The following is a 5,222-nucleotide window of genomic DNA, read 5'->3' on the forward strand; positions in this document are numbered from 1 at the left end:
TTGCATGGAGGCCTGATAATGGCGTTTAAAGAGGGATGAGATACTCTTAGTCTTTCAATGTTACACTAAATAGAAGCATTTCTATTATATTCTCCCCAAGCTAAGGAGTATTCAAGAGGTGGGGGATATGGCTGCGAAGGATCAGGTAAGAGATGCTTTGGATAAGGCCGTAAAGCTGATAGAGGAGACCAGAGCCATCCTGGATTATATAGCGAATAAGGAGGGAGATCCCATAAAGCTTATGCTGAAAAGCGTTATCGATGAGAAGCTGACCTCCATCCTTATGTGATGATAGCCAAGAAGTTCATGGATGAGGGAGGAAGCGTGGACAAGCTTGTCGAGGAGGTTGTTAAGAAGGAATCAATGAAATCAAAGGAGGAAGCCAAGGGACTTTTTGGGAGGATCTCCACGCTGGGAAAGAAGGTTATAGGCACAGAAAGCTGAGATATATTCGAGAATTATTTCGAAATTCGATAGCAGTGAGCCATATTGCGATTCAGTTCCATCTGATATCCCGTGTTACTCTTTTTTTCCTTTCCACGGAGACCTCCAGCACTAAGCACTGCAAGAAGAATGTCAAACCAACTAATACGTTTCATCGACTCAGCTTTAATGGTGCACACGCATAAAATTTTTAAATGGCTTTTCCCATTAATCTTGATGGTTTTATCCGCTGAGGAGAAGAAGAGATTTCTGAAATCCCTTGATGAGGACAAGGAGTTCAGGTATGCAGTTGCGGGCTATCTTGGCATTGGTGAGATACTGAAAAGGCTTGACTCACTGGAGGAGAGCATGAAAAAGCTTTGGGAGAACCAGAACAAGCTTTGGGAGGAGGTAAAATCCCTGAGGGAGGATTTTAACACTTTAAAGAGCGATGTGAGTACATTGAAGGAGGATATTAGCACGTTGAAAAGTGATGTAAGCACTTTGAAAAGTGACGTTAGTGTGCTGAAGAGCGATGTAAGCACTTTAAAGAGTGATGTCAGTGTATTGAAAAGCGATGTGAGCATGCTGAAGAGCGATATGGGCACGTTGAAGGAGGATGTGAGTACATTGAAGAAGGACGTGGGGGATATCCGCACAACCTTGGACAGGCTCACACTGACAGTTGAGGATGAGGCCAGAAGTGTGATAAAACACAGGATAAAGAGGGATCTGAACATAGATATAGAGTTAGACAGAGTTTTCATCGACGAAAGAGAGGTAAACATATACGGGGCTGTGAATGACATCTGCGTTATTGGAGAAGCCACAGTGAGGCTGGGCACAAAGTTAATTGACGAGCTCCTCGATAAAATAGAGCTCATAAAACATGAGAGGCCGGATCTTTTGAGAAAGAAGGTCATAAAGGTGATATACGCTGATTATGCAGTTCCTGATGCTGTGGAATCTGCTAGAAACAGAAAAGTGTGGATATTGAGGCGGAAGAAGGATCTGACACCGATGGTGATCGAGGAAGTTGGTTGAGCAGTAAAGTTTTAGATAATTTTTTACATGAATTTATGCAATTTAAATAAATTACATTCCGAAGGGCTTCTGCATGCTTTAGTTTACATAACAGCAACCAAATCGCCTCTTATATATAATTTCTAGTAATAGAGTTAATTTGGTAACTCCTTAGGATGCTGTAAACATCTCACTTAACCCCCTTAATTACTTAACCCCCTTAAGTAAAAATTCCTGTTCATGCAGATAGCACTGTGTCCAATGCAAAGGGGATCGAAAGCTTTCAGTGTTTCTGTAGATATCAACGGATCTTGAAAAGAGAACTGAAAGTTCAGTCACACAGTTTTTCGAGGTATAATTCCTTCATTTCCGTCATTATAGTTGAAATAAGGACCCACACTTATTAAAAAGCTATAATTAAATAAAAAATTGCAACTACTGCTCTCTCACCACTGTCCTCAGCACCTTTTTCACCATTTCCCACTCACTGGGACGTACTCTCAGCTCCAGCTGATCATTTTTCAGCCTAAGCTCTACGACTTTGTTGTGAAATCCGGCATGAGCAATGAAATTCCTCTGAAACATGTCCTCATTCTCCTCCTGCTCCGGCTCTGATTCAGCCTTCTCACTTAATAAATCCGCATAGAGCTTCCAGTTACTCGAAAGAATACCCTTTTCCTGACCTTTTTCCCAGATCCTCTTGAGCTTTGAGATTTCCCTATCCACGAGCACTTTCACCACTGTAGAGCCCTCCATAAGCCTTCTCAATTTATTGATTTCGTCAAATGTAGCACTAGCCTCATCTGAGCTGTTGCCAAGCAACCTTTTTACTCCTTTTAACACAGCATGCCCATGCAACAATGCATAAAAGCCCGTTGAGAACCTCGTACCGCTCTTTATCTCCAAACTGCCCTCCGACCTGTTAACAATCCTCTTTCTCCTCCAGCACTCCACAGCACTTCTCATGGCAAATTCAACATCTTCAATGGGAATTGTTTTAGCTAGGAGATCCAGCTGAAGGAGAGCTCCCAGCCTGTAGGCACCAAGCAGGAGCAGAACATCATCCAGAAGCTCCCTTATGTTGCCGAGATCGCATTCCCTTGTGTCTGTCAGCACCTTTTCGCCTGAGCCCTCATATGCCAGATATCTAGACAGATTCCAAGGCTTGAAGGTGGCCTCTGCAATCCTGTTATAGCGCACAACCGGTGGCGTGACCTCAGGTGACACAGGCCTGCATGGATCACCTTCCCTCTCCCTAGCAACCTTCTTCCTGATATCAGGGGGCAGCTCTGGGTAGGGATCAGCTTGGTACACTCTCAACTTAACCTGCTGCACTTTTGCAACTGCTAAGGCTGTTGCCACCTCTGTTGCTGCTCTATAAGCAAGAGTAGGCATGAAGTTTATTCCATGGCTTATGTCAAGAGCTATCTCCAGCTCATTCTCTGTATTTAGCAGCTTGCTATAAAGCTCATAGATGAGGAGAGGGAGGAACTCCCTGTTTGGCTCTGAGCTGAAGACAACATACTCCTTCAGCTTATCTTCAGCCTTCAGTTTTGTGAGGACACCCGGAAGCACCAAAATTTCAGCCTCTATCCCGCACAGATACCTCCTGATATCTTCTTTTATCGCATCCTCGATGCAGCTGTAGTTCAATTCGCATTTTTCCAGCTTATCCGGATCAGCCAGCGTGTCAAGCACGATGATTATGGTCTTCGCCGGTTGCTCAATCTCATGGAGGAAGTTAAGCGTGGAGAAAGCCCTAATCCGCTTCTGATCTGAAGTGTATTCAGCAAACCCCCAGTTCTGGGGATTTCCCCAAGTGGCAACACAGATAACATCTCCCATACAGCAACCCTTGACGTGCTAATATAAAAACATGTTGAAATTAAATATTTTGAAACTTTCTGCATAACTGAGTTTCTGCAGGCATTTGTTTCTTTCCTTTTTGCCAGCTTGTCGACAGTTGTGCTGCCTATTCAATTTTAAATAGGTTGAAACTTATTATATGCATTCTAATGAAACTTTCGGGACTAGGAAAGATCTGAAGGAAATCTTGATTAACCTTGTTCCCTTGAATGCATTCCTACTTATAAAGAAATAATGAGATTTTATTCACTTTTACGAGAATAACTTTTTAAGAATATATGAAAAAGGTTCTTATGAGGCCGCATTCAAGTGCGATCCATCTTGCACTCAAATACGCAATCCACCAGATGAAAGGCACCGATTTCCTCTCGATTCTCATATCCTGTGCGACCTCTCTTTTGTTCTACTCTTTCTGGAAGGGATTCAGCTGGAATCTCCTTTTGATAGCCGTTATTGCTATTGCTCTCTACTTCATCGCCCTAGTAGTGATAGGACTCATGGAGGAGGGAAAGGATGTGGACATATCGGTTGCTGTATCCAAGGGGAAGGTGAGCCTCAAGGCGCTGAGGCATGGAAAATGCAAAGAGGATTGAAAGGTTTGTGTGTACTCCTAGAAGGAGGATTTATTCTCGTCATCTCGATGAAAAGAGGATCGAGATAAGTTGCATCAGATCCTTATTAAGGCTGAACTGTTCAACTTCTTGACTAGAGACCTCTTCTCACGCTTATAAATTCCGATAAATTTTTTATAAACATTTTTAGGTAATTCGATCAGAGAGTAGATGAAAAGAAGATCTGTGATCTTTGCCACTTGGGGGAACCCTTTTATCTGGAATGAAGCTAATTACAGGCTATCAGGGTCTAAAACAAGTGTAAAGGGTGTAACAACAATATATCTTCTGATAAAGGAGCTTTCTCCCGATCTTGTGGTGCTCATGGTTCCTGAAACCCTTCTTTGCGACAAGAAGGTGGAGGAATACGGAGGGAGGACAATCCCTCCAGGGATAAATGAAGGTGAATACAGAAATCTTGTGTCAGACCTGAGGAATTCTATAAAGAACTTTTTCAGGAGGAAAATGCCGGAGGATCTGGAGGCAAAAGATCCCGAAGTTGTGATCATGCCAAATGTCGGGGAATATTACAGTGAAAACATAAGAGTTGAGTGGAGGCTTCCGGAAGGGGAGGAAGTAAGCCCTGACTCTGCTTATGCAGCTCATGCCCTGATATCAGCTGTATCAAGCTTGATAGAAGTGGGCAAGGGCGCTGATTTCATCTCCCTCTACTTTGATACAACTCATGGCGTTAACTTCATGCCATTAGCCGCTTACAGGGCACTGATGGCAGCATCCAGAATAGCATCCGCTTTTTATGGGCTGAAAATAGAGTTTAAGCAGTACAACAGCACCCCGTATCCATCAAGGGCAAGAAGCCGGTCCAATGTTCCAGGTATGTCCTATGTCCCAGATCTGGAGGTCTTTGTCGTAAAGAGAGAGGTTATAACACCAGTGAAAGCAGCTCAGAGGTTAGTTTACAGTTATTTATCGGGAGGGGAATATTTCAGGCTCTTTTTCTCAAAAAATGGAATGATGAGGATCCCTGAGCTCGAGGAGTTTCGGAACATCCATAAGAGAGCAAAAGCATTGGCAAGCTCAATTCACTACAGCATACCCCTTGCCTTCATCCAGTTCTCAGTGGAGAATTATGAGTACGCAGGAAAACTTGAGGGATACATAAGAAGGATTAAGGAACTTCTCGAGGAAGCCCTTCTCTACACCAGCATCACAAAGAAGGACGAAAAGCTCTGCATAGAACACAAGATAGTGCCGAATTATGATTATCTGAAAAGCCTTCTCTCAGCTTTCTCCCTCATCTCCTATGGAAACAACAGCTTAGGTGAGATCAGGATACAG

Annotated in this window: 6 protein-coding genes; 5 read left to right on the forward strand and 1 reads right to left on the reverse strand. The window is 43.3% G+C overall.

Features of this window, described 5'->3' with window-relative positions:
- The first annotated feature begins 127 nt into the window (after nt 1–127).
- The 3 genes from D6D85_RS16095 (at nt 128) to D6D85_RS03810 (ending at nt 1,467) form a co-directional block, all read left to right on the forward strand.
- On the forward strand, nt 128–289 hold the full coding sequence (locus D6D85_RS16095) for a hypothetical protein (protein WP_161969675.1): 162 nt from the start codon (nt 128–130) through the stop codon (nt 287–289).
- Complete coding sequence (locus tag D6D85_RS16100; protein ID WP_161969676.1) at nt 289–444, forward strand: hypothetical protein; 156 nt, start codon at nt 289–291, stop codon at nt 442–444. The genes D6D85_RS16095 and D6D85_RS16100 overlap by 1 nt, the downstream gene beginning before the upstream one ends.
- Before the next feature lie 216 nt (nt 445–660).
- Entirely contained in the window at nt 661–1,467 is an 807-nt protein-coding gene (locus D6D85_RS03810; protein WP_125670748.1) for a hypothetical protein, read from the forward strand.
- A gap of 414 nt (nt 1,468–1,881) precedes the next feature.
- Here the strand turns inward: D6D85_RS03810 and csx1 (D6D85_RS03815) are convergent, their stop codons facing one another.
- Entirely contained in the window at nt 1,882–3,291 is a 1,410-nt protein-coding gene (gene csx1, locus D6D85_RS03815) for a CRISPR-associated CARF protein Csx1 (protein ID WP_125670749.1), read from the reverse strand.
- A gap of 299 nt (nt 3,292–3,590) precedes the next feature.
- Here csx1 (D6D85_RS03815) and D6D85_RS03820 point away from each other — a divergent pair, with 299 nt between their 5' ends.
- Both D6D85_RS03820 and csx1 (D6D85_RS03825) read left to right on the forward strand, forming a co-directional pair.
- On the forward strand, nt 3,591–3,905 hold the full coding sequence (locus D6D85_RS03820; RefSeq protein ID WP_125670750.1) for a hypothetical protein: 315 nt from the start codon (nt 3,591–3,593) through the stop codon (nt 3,903–3,905).
- A 189-nt stretch (nt 3,906–4,094) separates the two neighbouring features.
- Nucleotides 4,095–5,222 (forward strand): CRISPR-associated CARF protein Csx1 (gene csx1 / locus D6D85_RS03825; protein WP_125670751.1); only part of this gene is annotated, 1,128 nt, incomplete at its 3' end.

Origin of the sequence: Candidatus Methanodesulfokora washburnensis, assembly GCF_003947435.1 — an archaeon.
Lineage (GTDB): Archaea > Korarchaeota > Korarchaeia > Korarchaeales > Korarchaeaceae > Methanodesulfokora > Methanodesulfokora washburnensis.